16 protein-coding genes are annotated in these 14,874 nt (G+C 75.5%); 11 read left to right on the top strand and 5 right to left on the bottom strand.

Features of this window, described 5'->3' with window-relative positions; genetic code table 11:
• Positions 1-5: 5 nt before the first annotated feature.
• Positions 6-1,478 carry a potassium/proton antiporter gene (locus tag ANAEK_RS04560; RefSeq protein ID WP_012524977.1) on the bottom strand — a complete coding sequence of 491 codons (1,473 nt, stop codon included), beginning with the start codon at positions 1,476-1,478 and terminating at the stop codon, positions 6-8.
• A gap of 59 nt (positions 1,479-1,537) precedes the next feature.
• Positions 1,538-2,578, bottom strand: a complete 1,041-nt coding sequence (locus tag ANAEK_RS04565; protein WP_232288368.1) for a radical SAM protein — start codon at positions 2,576-2,578, stop codon at positions 1,538-1,540.
• A gap of 31 nt (positions 2,579-2,609) precedes the next feature.
• Between ANAEK_RS04565 and ANAEK_RS04570 the strand changes: the two genes are divergently transcribed.
• The 3 genes from ANAEK_RS04570 (at position 2,610) to ANAEK_RS04580 (ending at position 6,530) form a co-directional block, all read left to right on the top strand.
• Entirely contained in the window at positions 2,610-3,275 is a 666-nt protein-coding gene (locus ANAEK_RS04570) for a helix-turn-helix domain-containing protein (protein WP_232288369.1), read from the top strand.
• Positions 3,276-3,423: 148 nt separating this feature from the next.
• The gene (locus tag ANAEK_RS04575) at positions 3,424-4,800 is read left to right on the top strand and encodes a response regulator (protein WP_012524980.1); all 1,377 of its coding nucleotides are present in this window, start codon (positions 3,424-3,426) and stop codon (positions 4,798-4,800) included.
• 284 nt (positions 4,801-5,084) lie between these two features.
• Entirely contained in the window at positions 5,085-6,530 is a 1,446-nt protein-coding gene (locus ANAEK_RS04580; protein WP_012524981.1) for an ammonium transporter, read from the top strand.
• A 109-nt stretch (positions 6,531-6,639) separates the two neighbouring features.
• Here the strand turns inward: ANAEK_RS04580 and ANAEK_RS04585 are convergent, their stop codons facing one another.
• A complete protein-coding gene (locus ANAEK_RS04585) occupies positions 6,640-6,846 on the bottom strand; it encodes a hypothetical protein (RefSeq protein ID WP_012524982.1) in 207 nt (68 codons plus the stop codon).
• Between the two features lie 266 nt (positions 6,847-7,112).
• Positions 7,113-7,334 (bottom strand): hypothetical protein, encoded by a 222-nt coding sequence (locus tag ANAEK_RS04590; protein ID WP_012524983.1) that lies wholly within the window; start codon positions 7,332-7,334, stop codon positions 7,113-7,115.
• 170 nt (positions 7,335-7,504) lie between these two features.
• On the opposite strand from ANAEK_RS04590, the gene ANAEK_RS04595 reads away from it, so the two are divergent.
• Genes ANAEK_RS04595 through ANAEK_RS04610 form a run of 4 tightly spaced genes read left to right on the top strand, consistent with a single transcriptional unit; the run spans position 7,505 to position 11,103 of the window.
• Positions 7,505-8,689, top strand: coding sequence for a glycosyltransferase (locus ANAEK_RS04595; protein WP_012524984.1), 1,185 nt, complete (start codon positions 7,505-7,507; stop codon positions 8,687-8,689).
• A complete protein-coding gene (locus tag ANAEK_RS04600; RefSeq protein WP_012524985.1) occupies positions 8,686-9,456 on the top strand; it encodes a sugar phosphate nucleotidyltransferase in 771 nt (256 codons plus the stop codon). Before ANAEK_RS04595 ends, ANAEK_RS04600 begins: the two co-directional genes overlap by 4 nt.
• A gap of 4 nt (positions 9,457-9,460) precedes the next feature.
• Positions 9,461-10,222, top strand: a complete 762-nt coding sequence (locus tag ANAEK_RS04605) for a TIGR04290 family methyltransferase (protein WP_012524986.1) — start codon at positions 9,461-9,463, stop codon at positions 10,220-10,222.
• Between the two features lie 11 nt (positions 10,223-10,233).
• Entirely contained in the window at positions 10,234-11,103 is an 870-nt protein-coding gene (locus ANAEK_RS04610) for a beta-xylosidase (protein ID WP_012524987.1), read from the top strand.
• Here the strand turns inward: ANAEK_RS04610 and ANAEK_RS04615 are convergent.
• Positions 11,094-11,837 carry a hypothetical protein gene (locus ANAEK_RS04615; protein WP_012524988.1) on the bottom strand — a complete coding sequence of 248 codons (744 nt, stop codon included), beginning with the start codon at positions 11,835-11,837 and terminating at the stop codon, positions 11,094-11,096. The genes ANAEK_RS04610 and ANAEK_RS04615 overlap by 10 nt on opposite strands.
• Positions 11,838-12,042: 205 nt before the next feature.
• Here ANAEK_RS04615 and ANAEK_RS04620 point away from each other — a divergent pair, with 205 nt between their 5' ends.
• From ANAEK_RS04620 to ANAEK_RS04635, 4 genes are all read left to right on the top strand, one after another.
• Positions 12,043-12,555 (top strand): OmpA family protein, encoded by a 513-nt coding sequence (locus ANAEK_RS04620; protein WP_012524989.1) that lies wholly within the window; start codon positions 12,043-12,045, stop codon positions 12,553-12,555.
• Positions 12,556-12,642: 87 nt separating this feature from the next.
• Complete coding sequence (locus tag ANAEK_RS04625; RefSeq protein WP_012524990.1) at positions 12,643-13,065, top strand: NfeD family protein; 423 nt, start codon at positions 12,643-12,645, stop codon at positions 13,063-13,065.
• 28 nt (positions 13,066-13,093) lie between these two features.
• Positions 13,094-14,104: an SPFH domain-containing protein gene (locus ANAEK_RS04630; protein WP_012524991.1), complete on the top strand. Its 1,011-nt coding sequence runs from the start codon at positions 13,094-13,096 to the stop codon at positions 14,102-14,104.
• Positions 14,105-14,200: 96 nt separating this feature from the next.
• Entirely contained in the window at positions 14,201-14,860 is a 660-nt protein-coding gene (locus tag ANAEK_RS04635) for a DUF4142 domain-containing protein (protein WP_012524992.1), read from the top strand.
• Positions 14,861-14,874 lie beyond the last annotated feature (14 nt).

Below are 14,874 nucleotides of genomic sequence, written 5' to 3' on the forward strand. Positions count from 1 at the left end.
GCGGTTCAGCCCTCCTCCTCGCGCCCGAACAGGAGCTGCACGAACGCCTTCTCGTCCGGCGGGGCGAACACGTACACGTGGTCGCCGGGCTGGAGCACGGTGCGCCCGCGCGCCGCCACCAGCTCGCGGCCGCGGACCACCAGCATCACGGTCGAGCCCTCCGGGAACGGCAGCTCCGAGATGCGCGAGCCGGCCACGGCGCTCGCCGGCTCGACGTAGTACGAGGCGACCTCGCCGCCGAGCTGCTGGGTGGACACGATCTCGAGCACGGCGCGCGGCGGGGGCGGCCCCGCGGTCTCGAGGCCGAGCTTGCGCGCGAGCCAGGCGATGGTCGAGCCCTGCACCACCGTGCTCACCACCACCACGAAGAAGACCAGGTCGAACACGTGCTCGGCGAACGGGAGGCCGGCCAGCACCGGCGTGGTGGCGAGCATGATGGGGACCGCGCCGCGCAGCCCGACCCAGGAGATGAAGATCACCTCCCGCGCCGGCATGCGGAACGGCAGCAGCATGAGCCCCACCACCAGCGGCCGCGCCACGAACGCGAGGAGCAGGCCGATCGCCAGCCCGGGGCCCGCGACCGCCGCCACCCGCGACGGGAACACCAGCAGCCCGAGGAGCAGGAACATCGCCACCTGGCTGAACCAGGCCATGGCGTCGTGCACGCGGCGCAGACCGGGCAGGTAGGGGAGCTGGCCGGCGCCCAGCGTGAGCCCGGCCGCGTAGACCGCCACGAAGCCGCTGCCCCACAGCAGCGTGGGCGCGCCGAACGCGAACAGGGCGATGGAGAGCGTCAGCACCGGGTAGAGGCCGCTCGCCGCGAGGTGCGCGCGCCGGAGGAGCCAGCGCCCGCCCAGGCCGATGCCCACGCCGGCGGCCAGCCCGACCGCGAGCTGGATCGCGATCTCCACCAGGATGGTCCAGCGGACCGGCTCGCCGGACGCGAGGACCTGGGTCACGGCGAGGGTGAGGATCACCGCCATCGGGTCGTTGCCGCCCGACTCGACCTCGAGCAGGTGCGCCACGCGCGGGCGCACCCGCACCCCGGCGTTGCGCAGCGCCGAGAACACCGCCGCGGCGTCGGTGGAGGAGACGATGGCGCCGAGCAGCAGCGCCTCCGACCAGGGCAGGCCGAACGCGCGCGCGCCCAGCGCGGTCAGCGCGGCGGTGCCGGCCACGCCGGCGGTGGCGAGCAGCGCGGCGGGCGCGATGATCCGGCGCAGCCCGCGCACGTCGGTGCTGAGGCCGCCCTCGAACAGGATCAGCACCAGCGCCACCGTGCCCACCCGGAACGTGAGGTGGTAGTCGGCGAACGCGATCCCGCCGATGCCCTCCGAGCCCGCCAGGATGCCCACCGCGAGGAACAGCAGCGCGAACGGGACGCCCAGCCGCCCGGAGGTGCGGGACGAGAGGACGCTCAGGCCGAGCAGGAGCGCGGTGGCGGTGAGCGCGATCGCGGTGGGGAGTGGCTCGGTCACCTGCCGACCTTAACCGAGGCGGCGCCGCCGTGGGGCCGCGAGCGTACGCCCCGGGCGCGTCACGCGCCGCCGGGGCGCCGGAAGGCGCAGCGGTCGCACAGCGGGTGAACGGGGTGCCCCCCCGGACCGGGCGCGACGAACGCCCGGAACGCCGGGGCCGCCCACAGCGCGCCGAGCGGCGCGTCGGTCACCGAGCCGAACTCGCCCAGCGCGCCCGTGGCGGCGGCCGGGTGCGGGCACGGCGCCAGCCGGCCGTCGGGGTGGACCCAGGCCTCCCTTCCCGCGAACGGGCAGGGGCCGCGCGGCGCCGGGGCGGCCGGATCCGGCGCCAGCTCGACCGCGTTCTCGAGCGCGGGCGCGCGTCCGGAGCGCGCGAGCGCCTCCGCGGCCGCCTCGCGCACCGCCCGCGCCGCGGCGTTCCAGCGCGCGATGGCCTCGGGGCTGCGGCGGAGCGACAGCGGCGCCAGGTCGGGGCTGCGCACCTGGAGCTGGTTCAGCTTCACCCGGTCCACGCCGAGCCGCGCCGCGAGCCGCACGATCCCGGGCAGCTCCGCCACGTTGTCCTCGCGCGCGGTCACCTGGAACGAGACGCTGCAGCGGGCGCCACCGCCGGCCGCGTGCCGGTCCCTTGCGGCGACCAGGACCCGGACCCCCTCCACCGCGGCGTCGAGATCGAGGCCGGGCATCACCGCCGCGGCGGTCGCGGCGGTGGCGCCGTTCCAGGAGATCTTGACGTCGCGGCACGCCGGCACCAGGACCTCGGCCCAGCCGGCGGCGCCGCGGCCGGGGAAGGTGCCGTTGGTGGTGACGTTGCCCCGGATCCCGAGCGTCGCCGCACGCGCCAGCAGGTCCGGCAGCGCCGGCCAGAGCAGCGGCTCCCCCATGGTGGAGGGGATGAGCTCGCGGAGCGGGCTGCCGCGCCGCTCCTCCAGCACGCCGGCCGCGAGCGCCGGCGCCATGCGCCGCGGCGGCGAGCGCGGCCGGCCCCGCGCCCGCGCCGAACCGCACGGGCACATGGCGCAGGCGAGGTTGCAGTCGTCCGGGTCGGTGACGAGCGTGAGCCGCCACGGGCCGGCGGCGCTGGCGGAGCGCGTTGACAACGCCTCCGTTGTAACGGAAAACCATCGGTTCATGAAGACCGCCCGCGACACGCAGAAGCGATCCCGGCGTCCGGCCGCGGCACCGCCCGAGGCCCGCTCCGCCCCCGAGCCGGGCGAGGTGGCGCCCGCCGGCAAGGACCTGACGCCGGTCGTCGGTGGAAACCTCCGCCGGCTGCGCACCCAGCGCGACCTGTCGCTGGAGAAGCTCTCGAAGCTCTCCGGGGTGTCGCGCGCCATGCTCGGCCAGATCGAGCTCGGGCAGAGCGCTCCGACCATCAACGTGCTCTGGAAGATCTCGTCCGCCTTGAGCGTGCCGTTCTCGGCGCTCATCACGGCGCGCAGCACCGGCGGCCTGCACGTGCTCCGGGCCGAGCACGCGAAGGTGCTGAGCAGCCACGACGGCAGCTACTCCTCCCGGGCGCTGTTCCCGTTCGACGAGCCGCGCCGGGTGGAGTTCTACGAGCTGCGCATGGCGCCGGGGAGCGTGGAGCGCGCCGACGCGCACAACCCCGGGACCATCGAGAACCTCGTGGTCGCCGCGGGCGCGGTGGAGATCGAGGTCCCCGGGCGCAAGGAGCAGCTCGGCACCGGGGACGCCATCGTGTTCCAGGCCGACGCGCCGCACGTGTACCGGAGCCGGGCCGACGTCGAGACGGTCATGTACCTCGTGATGACCTACGCCGACACGGTGGGCTGAGGCGATTCGCTGCCGGTGAAGCCCCCCGCGACCACCTCCCCCGCCGGCACGACGGGGTGTCGAGGGTCGCGGCGTCGTGGGACGCCGCCGCTCGCCGCCGCCGCCTAGAATCCGGCTCGACCCGCCCTGCGGGTCGGGGGGAGGGGGCGTGGTTCCGCGCATCGGGGAGCTGCTGGTCCGGCGCGGCGTGGCGACCGCCGCGCAGGTGGAGGCCGCGCTGCACGATCCGCGCGATCGGCCGCTGCCGCTCGCGTCGAGGCTGCTGGAGGCGGGCGTGGACGAGGGCGCGCTGGCCGCCGCGCTGGCGGAGCGCTTCGGCATGCCCGGGGTGGACCTGTCGCGCACCACCATCGATCTCGACGCGCTCGAGGCCGTTCCGCGGACCGTGGCCGAGCAGGACCTGATCCTGCCGCTCTCGCTGGAGGGCGGGCGCATCCACCTCGCCATGGCGCGCCCGCTCGACGACCGCGTCGTCGCCGAGCTGCGCTTCGTGACCGGGCGCGAGGTGTCGGTGTACGCGGCGATCCGCTCGGCGCTCGACCGCGCCATCGAGGGCGCCTACGAGGCGCGCGCGCGGGGCGAGCGGTCCTGGCGCGGCGCGAACGCCGGGCCGCTGCCGGAGCTGGGCGCGGCGTTCCCGGACGGCGAGGCCGCCGACGAGCCGCTGGACGTGGTGGAGGTGCTCGAGGCCGACCTCCTGCCCGACGAGCCGGACGCGGGCGTGCGGATCGAGGTGGGCGCGCCGGAGCCGCTGCCGCCGCGCGCGGACGCCCGGCCGCTGGCGCTGGTGGTGGACGACGAGCCCGAGATCCGGCAGCTGGTGCAGCGCACGCTCGAGTCCAGGGGCTGGGCCGTGGAGCTGGCCGGCGACGGGGAGGAGGCCCTGGCCCGGGCCGACGCGCTGCTCCCGGACGTCGTGCTCCTCGACGCGATGCTGCCCCGGCTGCACGGGTTCGAGGCGTGCCGCCGGCTCCGCTCGTCGCCGCGCACCCGCAACGTCCCCGTGGTGATGATGACCGCCATCTACCGCGGCTGGCGCTTCGCCGAGGACGCGCGCGAGAACTACGGCGCGGTGGACTACGTGGAGAAGCCGTTCCGGCTCGACGACCTGGCCCGGCGCGTGGCGGCCGCGCGCGAGGCGAGCGCGTCCCGGCCGCTCGCGCCCGCGCCCGAGGCGGACGCGCGCGTGGCCCGCGGGCGGGCGCTCCTCGACGAGGGCCGCGCGGTGGAGGCCGCGGCGCTCCTCGCCGACGCGGCCCACGCCGACCCGCTCGGCGCCGAGGCGCACCTCCAGCTCGGGCGGGCGCTCGCCGCGACCGGCGACGCCTTCGGCGCGATGACCGCCCTCGAGCGCGCCGTCGAGCTGCGTCCGAACCTGCCGGGCCTGCGCGCCCTGGCGCGGCTGTACGAGGAGAAGGGATTCCGCCGCAACGCGGCCGGGACGCTGGAGCGGGCGGTCGCCGCGGCGTCCGAGGCGCAGGAGCGCGCCGCCCTGCGCGAGGACCTGCTGCGCCTCCTCGCCTGAGCCCCGCGGCGGTCCCGCGCTCCGACGCGGCGCGCCGGTGCCCGTCCTTCGGGCGCTTCGAGCCCTGGCGCCGGGCACCCCGCGAGGCCGCGCCGGCCTCCGGCTGCCCGCGCCGCGAGCGGATCCGCCCCTCGGTGCTCGTGAACGATGCAGCGCGCCCGCCTCGCGCGGGGCGGCGGGCCGCCGCGGTGGACGGCACGCGCGCTGCACCGCAGGTCGCCGTCGGCCGCCCGCCGCACCGGCGCTCGGGCCGGCGTGTCTTCCTTCTCCTTCGAGGAGCATTCATGAACCCGTCGGTCGCGGATCTGGCGAAGGCTCTCGCCGACACGCAAACCGCCCTCAACATCGTGTGGACGATGATGGCGGGCTTCCTGGTGATGTTCATGCAGGCCGGCTTCGCGCTCGTCGAGACCGGCCTCACCCGCGCGAAGAACGTGGCCCACACCATGGGCATGAACTTCCTCGTCTACGCGATCGGCATCATCGGCTTCTTCTTCGTGGGCTTCGGCCTGCAGATGGGCGGCGTGGGCGCGGTGTTCGGCGGCGACGCCATCCTCGCGAAGGAGTTCACCGTCACCCTCTTCGGCAAGTCGTTCGGGCTGTTCGGGATGAGCGGCTTCATGCTCCACCCGCTCTCCACCTACACGGCCGGCGTGGCGGCGATGTTCCTGTTCCAGATGGTGTTCATGGACACCACCGCCACCATCCCCACCGGCGCGTGCGCCGAGCGGTGGAAGTTCAGCTCGTTCGTGATCTTCTCGTTCGTGATCTCGATGCTCATCTACCCGATCTACGGGAACTGGGTGTGGGGCGGCGGCTGGCTGTCCGCGCTCGGGACCAACTTCGGCCTCGGCCACGGGCACGTGGACTTCGCCGGCAGCTCCGTGGTGCACCTCACCGGCGGCGTGATCGCGCTGGTGCTGGGCAAGATGATCGGGCCGCGCATCGGGAAGTACACGGCGGACGGCCGGGTGAACCCCATCCCGCCGCACAACATCCCGCAGGTCATGACCGGCACGTTCATCCTCGCGTTCGGCTGGTTCGGCTTCAACGCCGGCTCGACGCTGTCCGGCATGGACACCCGCCTCACGGTGGTGGCCGTCAACACCATGATCGCCGGCGCCACCGGCGCGTTCGCCTCCTACCTCTACGTGAAGGCGAGGTGGGGCAAGGCGGATCCGTCCTGGCTCGCGAACGGCATGCTCGCCGGCCTGGTCGCGATCACCGCGCCGTGCGCGTTCGTCTCCGCCTGGGCCGCCGCGCTCATCGGCGCCATCGCCGGCGTGCTGGTGATCCTGGCCGCGGTGCTCATCGACACGAAGCTCCGCATCGACGACCCGGTGGGCGCGTCGGCGGTGCACGGCGTCAACGGCGCGTGGGGCATCCTCTCGCTGGGCCTGTTCGCGAACGGCACCTACGGCCAGGGCCTGAACGGCGTGGCGCGGGGCGTGACCGGCCTGTTCTACGGGGACGCGGGCCAGCTCGTCGCCGAGGTGATCGGCATCCTCGCGAACATCGCCTGGGTGGCGCCGGTCGCCGCCGCGTCGTTCTGGATCATCGGCAAGGTGGTGGGGAACCGCATCTCGCCGGAGGACGAGATCGCCGGCGCCGACCTCGGCGAGATGGGCGTGCTGGGCTACGACTTCGGCGGCACCGCGGTGCAGGGCGTCCCCGCGCACGGGCCGGCCGCGCCGGCGGGTGCGACCGTCCCGTCGCTCGCAGTGAAGTGAGCAGCGCCGCGGCGCGCGCACTCTCCCTGGTCGCGCGCCGCGGATGGGAGCCGTCCCCCGGAGCTCCGAGCCGGGGGGCGGTTCCTCCTCTGCGTCCGGCGAGGCGGCGTCAGCCGCCCGCCGCCCCGGGCGATCGCCAGCTCCGGATCAGGAACTCCTCCTCGAGCGGCGTCAGGTCGAAGCGCCGTCCCGCCTCGGCGATGGCGCCGGCGCGATCGACGTTCGGCGCCTCGCGCGCGCGCTCGTCCAGCCAGCGCAGCGCCCGGCGCAGGGATTCACCCTCCGGAAGCAATCCACCCGAGCCCTCGCGCGCCATCCTCGACCTCCGTGCGGAACCGCGCGGCCATCATGGCAGCGGCGGCCCGCCGCGGCGCGTGCCGGGCGGGGCTGCTGCGTCCTGCCGCGCCGCGCGCGGCCGTCAGAGCGCGTGAATCCATCCCCGGACCGAGCCAGGCGGTCGAGACGCGAGCAGCGCGAGGCGCGACGACCGAGCATGCCCGTCGGCATGTGAGGGAGGAGCAACGACGCGATGCGACGCGGATCGGCCGCCGCGGCGACGGGAGGGGATGGTTTCAGGTGCTCTCAGCGCTGCCGGTGCTCGGGGTCCTTCTGCGCCGACGACTCGGGCTGCGACCAGCCCTCGTCCTCGCGCGCGTCGGACGCCTCGTGGTCGCGCTCGCCCCCGGACGGCTTCCCCTCGCGCGCCGCGCGGCCGGCCTCGCCGGGCACGCCACGCTCCCGCTCCTGCTCCGCCGCCTCCCGCGGCGCCTGCTCGCCCTTCCGCTTCACCGGTCCCTCCGCCATGGTCCCTCCCGTTCGCTCGCGCCGGAGAGCATGCGCACCCCATCGCGGCCGCGCCGCAGCCGGCGCCCGGGCGGCGGCGCGGTCGTGGGGCCGGTGGTGGGCGGTGTGGGTCCGCCCTAGCTTTCCGGCTGAGGGCCCGCAGCGCGGGGGCGGAGAGGGGACTCCAGGGCGTGCGCTTCGTCGTCTTCGGGCTGACCGTCAGCTCCTCGTGGGGGAACGGGCACGCCACGCTGTGGCGCGCGCTGGCGGGGGCGCTCGCGCGCGCGGGGCATCGGCTCGACTTCTTCGAGCGCGACCAGCCCTGGTACGCGGCGCACCGGGACCTGTGGACGCTCCCCTCCGGCGAGCTCGTGATCTATCGCGACCTCTCGGAGGTGCGCGCGCGCGTGGACGAGGCGATCGCCTCCGCCGACGTGGCCATGGTGACGTCGTACTGCCCGGACGGCGTGGAGGCGGGCGATCGGGTGCTCTCCGCCCGCTCGGCGCTCCGCGCCTACTACGACATGGACACCGGGGTCACCCTGGAGCGGGCGCGGCGCGGGCAGCCGGTCGAGTGGCTGGGGGCCCGCGGGCTGCGCCATTACGACCTGGTGCTCTCGTTCACCGGCGGCCGGGCGCTCGGCGCGCTGGCGGGGCTGCTGGGCGCCCGCCGGGTCGCGCCGCTCTACGGCTCGGTCGATCCGCAGGTGCACCGCCCCTCGCGCCCGGTCCGCCCGTTCCTGGGCGACCTCTCGTACCTGGGCACCTACGCGCCGTCGCGGCAGGCGCTGCTGGAGGCGCTGTTCCTCGGCCCGGCGGAGCGGCTCCCGGATCGCACCTTCGTCCTCGCCGGCTCGATGTACGACGATCGCTTCCCCTGGCGCCCGAACGTCCGCTACGTGCGGCACCTCGAGCCCTCGCTCCACCCCGCGTTCTTCTGCTCCTCGCCGCTCACGCTCAGCGTCACGCGCGCCGAGATGGCGGCGCTCGGCCACTGTCCGTCGGGGCGGCTGTTCGAGGCGGCCGCGTGCGGCGTGCCGGTGCTGTCCGACTGGTTCGACGGCCTGGACGCGTTCTTCACGCCGGGCGAGGAGATCCTGGTGGCCCGCTCGACGCGCGAGGCGGTGGCCGCGGTGGAGCTGCCGCGCGAGCGGCTCGCCCGCATGGGCGCGCGCGCCCGGGAGCGCGCGCTCGACGAGCACTCCGCCGCCGCGCGCGCGCGGGAGCTGGTCCGCCTGTGCGAGGCGGCCCGGCGCAGCGAGCGGCTCGCGCCGCCCCCGGCGGCGGGGGCGGAGGCGCGCGCGGGGAGCGACTCCGGCGGGACCCGGGGGGCCACCGCGGCGCTCGACGCGGCGGCGGAGGGGCTGGCCGGATGACGTGGGGCATCGTGCCGGCGGCGGGCGTGGGGAGCCGGATCCAGCCGCTGGCGTTCTCGAAGGAGCTGCTGCCGGTGGGGAGCCGCCTGGTGGACGGCAGCGAGCGCCCGCGCGCCGTGTCGGAGTACCTGGTCGAGCGGATGCTCCGCGGCGGCGCCGACCGGCTGTGCTTCGTCATCTCGCCGGGCAAGTCGGACATCGTCGAGTACTTCGGCGGCGCCGTCGGCGGCGCCCGCATCTGCTACGTGGTCCAGCCGCGGCCGGCCGGGCTGTGCGACGCGCTGTTCCGTGCGCTGCCGTTCGTGGCGCCCGGGGACGAGGTGCTGGTCGGGCTGCCGGACACGGTCTGGTTCCCCGCGGACGGCTTCCGCGCGCTCCCGGGCGGCGGCCTCGCGTTCCTGTGCTTCCCGGTGGAGCGACCGGAGCTGTTCGACGCGGTGGTGAGCGGGCCGGACGGCGCGGTGCGGGAGATCCAGGTGAAGGCCGCGGCGCCGTCCACCGGCTGGGTGTGGGGCGGCTTCAAGCTGACCGGCGCGGTCCTCGCCGAGCTGCACGCGCTGTTCGTGGAGCGCGGCGAGGTCGACGCGTACGTCGGGACGCTGGTGAACGCCTGGCTGGAGCGCGGCGGTGCGGCGAAGGCCGTGCGCGGGGGCCGGGCCTACGTGGACGTCGGGACGCTGGACGGGTACCGGCAGGCGCTGCGGCTGCTCCGCGAGGGGCCGCAGCCCGAGCCGGAGGACGCCGGCGCGGCGCCGGGGATGGGGTGAGCGGATGACGCGAGCGGAGCTCGAGGCGCGCGTGCGCGCGCTCTCGCCGTGGTTCCACAACCTCGAGCTGAACGGCGTGCGCACCGCGCCGGACCACTTCCTCGGCGACTACCCGGGCCTGGTCTGGAGGGCGATCGCGCCGGCGCTCCCGCAGGACCTCTCGGGCAGGAGCGTGCTCGACGTGGGCTGCAACGCCGGCTTCTTCTCGCTCGAGATGAAGCGGCGCGGCGCCGACCGCGTGCTGGGCGTGGACTTCGATCCGCGCTACCTGGCCCAGGCACGCCTCGCCGCCGAGGTGTCCGGGCTCGACATCGAGTTCCGCGAGCTGTCGGTCTACGACGTCGCGGGGCTCGGCGAGCGGTTCGACGTGGTGCTGTTCATGGGCGTGCTCTACCACCTGCGGCACCCGCTGCTCGCGCTCGACCTCCTGCGGGCGCACGCGGTCGGCGACCTGCTCGTGTTCCAGAGCATGCTGCGCGGGTCGAACGGCCGGTTCCCGGCGGAGGCCGACTATCCGTTCGAGGAGCGCGAGGTGTTCGATCACCCCGCCTGGCCCAAGCTGCACTTCGTCGAGCGGCGCTACGCGCACGACGAGACCAACTGGTGGATCCCGAACCGCGCCTGCGCCGAGGCGATGCTCCGCTCGGCCGGTTTCGCCCCCGAGCCCGTGCCGGGCACCGAGGTGTACCTGTGCCGCCTGGCGGAGCCGGAGGCCTTCGGCGGCCCGGTGTACCCGGCGCGGCCGCGCGACGGAGGTGCGCCGTGATCGAGGCGGTGATGCTCTGGAACGAGCCGAACAACCTGTCGCACTGGGACTTCGACGCGGACCCGGGCTGGCGCCGCTTCTCGGAGATGGTGCGCCTCGCCGGCGCGGCGGTGCGGGCCGAGCGCCCCGGCCTGACGCGCGTGCTGGGCGGCACCTCGCCCATCGACGCCGGGTTCCTGCGCCTGGTGGAGTCCCAGGGCGCGCTCGCCGAGGTGGACGCGGTCGCCGTCCACGGCTTCCCGCTCGACTGGAACCACTGGCAGATCCAGGAGTGGCCGGCCCGCCTCGCCGAGATCACCTCGGCGGTGCGGCTGCCGGTGTGGGTCTCGGAGGTGGGCGTCTCGTCCTTCGGCGCGGAGGAGGTGCAGGAGTGGGGGCTCCGCCGGACCGCCGAGCTGCTGCTCGGCAGGGCGCCGCGGATCCACTGGTACAGCCTGTTCGACCTGCCGCGCGCCTGGCCCGCCACCACCCGCCACCGCGAGGCGGAGGGCTCGTCGTACTACCGGCACTTCTACATGGGGCTCATCCGCGAGGACGGCACGCCCAAGCCGGCGCTGGCCGCGTTCCCCGCGCTCGCGCCCGGCCTGGGCATCTGCCAGTGGTTCCACTTCGAGGACCCGCGGCTCGACGCCGGCGTGCGCTGGCTGAAGGACCTCGGCGTGCGCCACCTGCGCACCGGCCTGTCCTGGGCGGACAGCTTCCGCCCGGGCTGGGAGGCCTGGTTCGACCGGCAGATGCGCGCGCTCGAGCCGTTCGAGGTGACGGTCACGTTCTGCTTCACGCCGGAGCACCGCGGGCTGAAGCCGCATCACACCAGCCCGCCGCGCGAGCCGGAGGAGTACGCGGACTTCTGCGCGCGGATGGTGCGGCGCTACGCCTGACCGCGGCCGCGGCCGCGCGCGCGGCCCCGGCGCGAGCCCCCGGACCGAGACCCGCCGCGCGAGGTCCCGCGCGAGCTGCCGCGCGACGTGCTCCGCGACTTGCCGCGGGCGGTGCCCGAGCGCGACGTGCCGCCGCGCCGCGTGGTGGTGCGGGCCGCCTCCGCGCGGGAGGCCTGGCGGCGCCCCTGCGTCTCGCCCGTGCGGCGCCCGCCCGTCCGGCCGCGCGTGCTGCCCTGCGCGCCGCTCCGCCCGCCACCCGACGTCCGCGACGCGCCCGCGCGCGCCGCCTTCCGCGTGCGTCCGGTGCCCCCGCGCGCTGCCCGCGCCCCGGCCCGCCCCGCCGCCGTGCGGCTCCGCGCCCGCGCGCCCGTCCGGGCGCCGCCGCGGCGCGCGCCGCCGGCGCGGCTGGCGCGGCGCGACGTCCGCTGCCCGCGCGCCCGTGCCGCCGCCGTCTCGCGCCCGATGAGCTTGTTGAAGTTCGAGCGCTGCCCGCCGGCGGTGGTCTCCTCGTAGGTGAACGCGAGGTCCGCCTCGTCGAACTTCTCGAACCAGTCGTCCCAGGAGATCCGCTCCAGCTTCCCCTCGCCGCTGTAGCCGGGGAAGTCGATGCGGATGATGCCGGTCTCGTCGCCCCGCTCGGTGCCGCTGACGGACGCCGGCCAGCCGCCGCGCTCCTCCACCCACCTGCGGATCGTGTCGTGATCCGTCGTCGTGTTCGAAACCCGTCGCGCCATGGCCCACCTCCGTGACGCGTACATCCTGCGCACGGCGCCTGGCCGGCGGGAGCCCGCCCGGCCTCCACCACGCGCGCGCGTCCGCGCTCGCCGCCGCCGGTGCAGGTGGGTCCGGGGCCCACCGCGGCGCCCTCGGAACGCGCTCGGCGCTTGCGGCGCCCCCGTCCGGCGTAGAAGATCCGCGCCTCGCGCAAAGGAGCCCGACATGACCCGCCTCGCACTCGCCGCCGTGATCACCCTCGCCCTCGCCGCCCCCGCGGCCGCGCAGGTGCCCTGGGACGCCGCCAAGAAGGCGGCGGGCCAGGCCACCGTCGGGAAGCTCGAGAAGGAGATCAACCGCCGCCTGCTGGAGGAGGGCCGCAAGAACCAGTGCTCCTTCAAGACCGACACCGATCAGCTCGAGCCCGGCTGCGACCAGAAGATGAAGCGGCTCTCGAACGCGCTGGTGGACGCGAAGAAGCGCCTCAACGGCGCGGGCGTGAAGAACTTCAAGTTCGTGGTCTCCGGCCACACCGACACGTCCGGCTCGGCCGCGCACAACCAGGAGCTGTCCGCCCGGCGCGCCGCCGTGATCGAGAAGGAGCTGGTGGCGCGGGGGATCCCGCAGGCGGAGATCGAGTCGGTGGGCATGGGCTCGAAGAAGCCGCTGGTGAAGCCCGACGACACGCCGGCGAAGAAGGCGAAGAACCGGCGCTACGAGCTGCAGGTGAAGCTCTAGCCGCCGCCGGGCGGCAGCCGGGCCGCGCCCGCGCCGCCGCGCGCCGGCGGCCCGCGTCTGCTAGCATCCGGGCGGTCGGAGGGGCGCATGGACTGGTGGATGTGGGTGCTGGCCGGGATCGGCCTGCTGGTGGTGGAGCTGATCACGCCGGGCGGGCTGTTCGCGCTGTTCTTCGGCGTGGGCGCGCTGGTGGTGGCGCCCGCCGCGGCGGCGGGCCTGGGCCGCGTCGGGCAGTGGCTGCTGTTCACCGCCGTCTCGCTGGCGCTGCTCGCGACGCTGCGCCGCCGGCTGCAGGACCGCCTGTCGCGGCGCCCGGGGGGCGCGGTGGACTCGCTCGTCGGCGAGGAGGTCGTGCTGATCGGCGACGTGCCCGCCGGCGGCGAGGGGCCCGCCGAGCTGCGCGGCGTGCCCTGGCGCGCGCGGGCGGTGGGCGGCGACGCGCTCAGGGCGGGCCAGCGCTGCCGGGTGGAGCGGGTCGAGGGCGTGCTGCTGTGGGTCCGCGCCGCCTGACGGCGCGCACGAGGTCCAGGAGGACGGGATGGAGCCGATGAGCGCCGGGCTGATGATCGCGATCGTGGTCGCGGCCTTCGCCGTGTTCGTGGTGGTGAAGACCGCGGTGGTGGTGCCGCAGCAGAACGCGTACGTGGTGGAGCGGCTGGGCCGGTTCCACAGCGTGCTCGACGCCGGCTTCCACGTCCTGCTGCCGTTCGCGGACGTCATCCGCTACCGGCACACGCTGAAGGAGCAGGCGGTCGACATCCCCGAGCAGATCTGCATCACCAAGGACAACGTGCAGGTGGCGGTGGACGGCATCCTCTACCTGAAGGTGCTCGACGCCCAGCGCGCGTCCTACGGCATCGCGGACTACTACTACGCCATCAGCCAGCTGGCGCAGACCGCGCTGCGCTCCGAGATCGGCAAGATCGACCTCGACCGGACGTTCGAGGAGCGCTCGCACATCAACGCCATGGTCGTCACGGAGCTCGACAAGGCCACCGGGCCCTGGGGCGTGAAGGTGCTGCGCTACGAGATCAAGAACATCACCCCGCCGCAGGACGTGCTCGCCGCCATGGAGAAGCAGATGCGCGCCGAGCGCGAGAAGCGCGCGGTGGTGCTCACCTCCGAGGGCGAGCGCGACGCCGCCATCAACAACGCCGAGGGCAAGAAGCAGCAGGTCATCAAGGAGTCCGAGGCCTCGCGCCAGCAGCAGATCAACGAGGCCGAGGGCCAGGCCCAGGCCATCCTCGCGGTCGCGCACGCCACCGCCGAGGGCCTGCGCAAGGTGGCCGAGGCGATCTCCGGGCCGGGCGGCGTGGAGGCGGTCCAGCTCCGGGTGGCCGAGCAGTACGTGGAGCAGTTCGGCCAGCTCGCGAAGGTGAACAACACGGTGATCCTGCCGGCCACGCTCTCCGACGTGGGCTCGATGGTGGCGGCGGCCATGAACGTGCTGAAGACCGCGCGCGCCGAGGAGCCGGTGCGCAGCGCCGCCATGGCCCCGCCGCGCATGGGGGGCGCCGTGCCGCCGCGCCCCCCGCTGCCGCGGCCCTGAGAAACCGCCCGCCCCGCCGCCGGCGGGGTGGGCGCCGCGACGGAGCGTGCCGGGGCTCGCCGGCGTCCCCATCCTCTCCAGCGAGGAGGGACACGCATGATCGTACGAATCTCGAAGCTCGCGCTCGGCGCGGCGCTGGCGATCGCCGCCGGCGCCGCCGGCGCCCAGACGCCGGGCACGCCGCGGCCGATCCCGCGGCAACCGCCGGCCACCACGCCGCCGATCACGGCGGCGCCCGGGCAGCCGGCGGCAGGCCAGCCGGCGCTGACCGAGGACGCCCGCAACACGCTCGCCACCCTGCACCTGCGCAACGCGTTCGAGGTGGACGCCGGGCAGCTCGCGCAGCAGCAGGGCGGCTCGCAGCCGGTGAAGGACTTCGGCCGCACGCTCGAGCAGGACGCCCGCCGGGTCGACGGGGAGCTGGCGTCCCTGGTGCGCGAGCGCGGGCAGGACGTGGCCACGCTGCCCCTGCCCGAGCACGAGCGGGCCGGGCACCAGCAGATGATGGACCGGCTGCGCGCGGTGCAGGGCGACGCGTTCGACCGGGAACTGGTCCGCGCCGCCATCGACGTCGAGCAGCGCTACGTCCAGGACCTGAAGACGATGCGCAACCGGACGCCGGGCCAGGACGCGCGCCTGAAGAAGTGGCTGGACGACACCGAGAACGTGGCCGAGGCGCACCTCGCCGCGGCGCGCGCGCTCAAGCGCAGCCAGGACGGGCAGCGCGCGGCGCGCCGTCCGCCCGGCACGCCCTGAGCGGCGGTTCGTGA

The sequence above is a fragment of the Anaeromyxobacter sp. K genome (assembly GCF_000020805.1).
Lineage (GTDB): Bacteria > Myxococcota > Myxococcia > Myxococcales > Anaeromyxobacteraceae > Anaeromyxobacter > Anaeromyxobacter dehalogenans.

Bases quoted from the DNA above. Each gene is read 5' to 3' on its own strand.
- ANAEK_RS04635 (WP_012524992.1), top strand. From the start codon at position 14,201: ATGATCGTACGAATCTCGAAGCTCGCGCTCGGCGCGGCGCTGGCGATC.
- ANAEK_RS04615 (WP_012524988.1), bottom strand. From the start codon at position 11,837: ATGGCGCGACGGGTTTCGAACACGACGACGGATCACGACACGATCCGC.
- ANAEK_RS04570 (WP_232288369.1), top strand. From the start codon at position 2,610: ATGAAGACCGCCCGCGACACGCAGAAGCGATCCCGGCGTCCGGCCGCG.
- ANAEK_RS04600 (WP_012524985.1), top strand. From the start codon at position 8,686: ATGACGTGGGGCATCGTGCCGGCGGCGGGCGTGGGGAGCCGGATCCAG.
- ANAEK_RS04580 (WP_012524981.1), top strand. From the start codon at position 5,085: ATGAACCCGTCGGTCGCGGATCTGGCGAAGGCTCTCGCCGACACGCAA.
- ANAEK_RS04625 (WP_012524990.1), top strand. From the start codon at position 12,643: ATGGACTGGTGGATGTGGGTGCTGGCCGGGATCGGCCTGCTGGTGGTG.
- ANAEK_RS04585 (WP_012524982.1), bottom strand. From the start codon at position 6,846: ATGGCGCGCGAGGGCTCGGGTGGATTGCTTCCGGAGGGTGAATCCCTG.
- ANAEK_RS04605 (WP_012524986.1), top strand. From the start codon at position 9,461: ATGACGCGAGCGGAGCTCGAGGCGCGCGTGCGCGCGCTCTCGCCGTGG.
- ANAEK_RS04610 (WP_012524987.1), top strand. From the start codon at position 10,234: ATGCTCTGGAACGAGCCGAACAACCTGTCGCACTGGGACTTCGACGCG.
- ANAEK_RS04620 (WP_012524989.1), top strand. From the start codon at position 12,043: ATGACCCGCCTCGCACTCGCCGCCGTGATCACCCTCGCCCTCGCCGCC.
- ANAEK_RS04630 (WP_012524991.1), top strand. From the start codon at position 13,094: ATGGAGCCGATGAGCGCCGGGCTGATGATCGCGATCGTGGTCGCGGCC.
- ANAEK_RS04590 (WP_012524983.1), bottom strand. From the start codon at position 7,334: ATGGCGGAGGGACCGGTGAAGCGGAAGGGCGAGCAGGCGCCGCGGGAG.